At 65.3% G+C, this 596-nt stretch carries 1 protein-coding gene; it reads right to left on the reverse strand.

The genetic code is table 11. The annotated features are described in order from the left end of the window. On the reverse strand, nt 1-517 hold a 517-nt coding region (locus NKI18_RS33355; protein ID WP_353022100.1), incomplete at its 3' end, for an IS110 family RNA-guided transposase. Between the last annotated feature and the right edge of the window lie 79 nt (nt 518-596).

Below are 596 nucleotides of genomic sequence, written 5' to 3' on the forward strand. Positions count from 1 at the left end.
CCGGCACCGTCGCGTCGCCGGCAATGCGGGCCAGCAGTGGCTCGATGCGGGCAAGGCCTTGTGCGGCCACCAGGCCGAATTCGGCTGCGTAGCCGCGGATCGTGTTGGAAAGCTGCGTGCGCCGCCGCACCAGCTGCTCGCGCACCCCAAACAGCATCTGCGCCGCTTGCTGCTCGCCGCTCTTGATCCCAACAAAGCGTGTCCTGGGCCGGCTCATCGCCTCGCAGATCGCCTCGGCGTCAGCCGCGTCATGCTTGCCGCGCCGCACATATGGCTTCACGTGCTGCGCCGCGATCAGCACCACCTCATGGCCCAGCCCCGACAGCGTGCGCGCCCAGTAATGCGAGCCGCCGCACGCCTCCAGCCCGATCCTCACCGGCGCAAGCTTGGCGAAGAACGGGACTACCGCCCGCCGTTGCAATTTACGCACCAGCACCGAACGCTCCGCAGCGTCGACACCATGCAGCTGAAAAACACTCTTGGACGTATCCATGCCAATACGGATAAGGTGTTCCACGGACGGCTCCCTTGTTTGAGATCTCAACGAACTCATTCTGGCACATCCGATGCCGTCGGGCGCCGTCCACCCCATCATG

This window comes from Mesorhizobium sp. M0800, assembly GCF_040320095.1.
Taxonomy (GTDB): Bacteria; Pseudomonadota; Alphaproteobacteria; order Rhizobiales; family Rhizobiaceae; genus Mesorhizobium.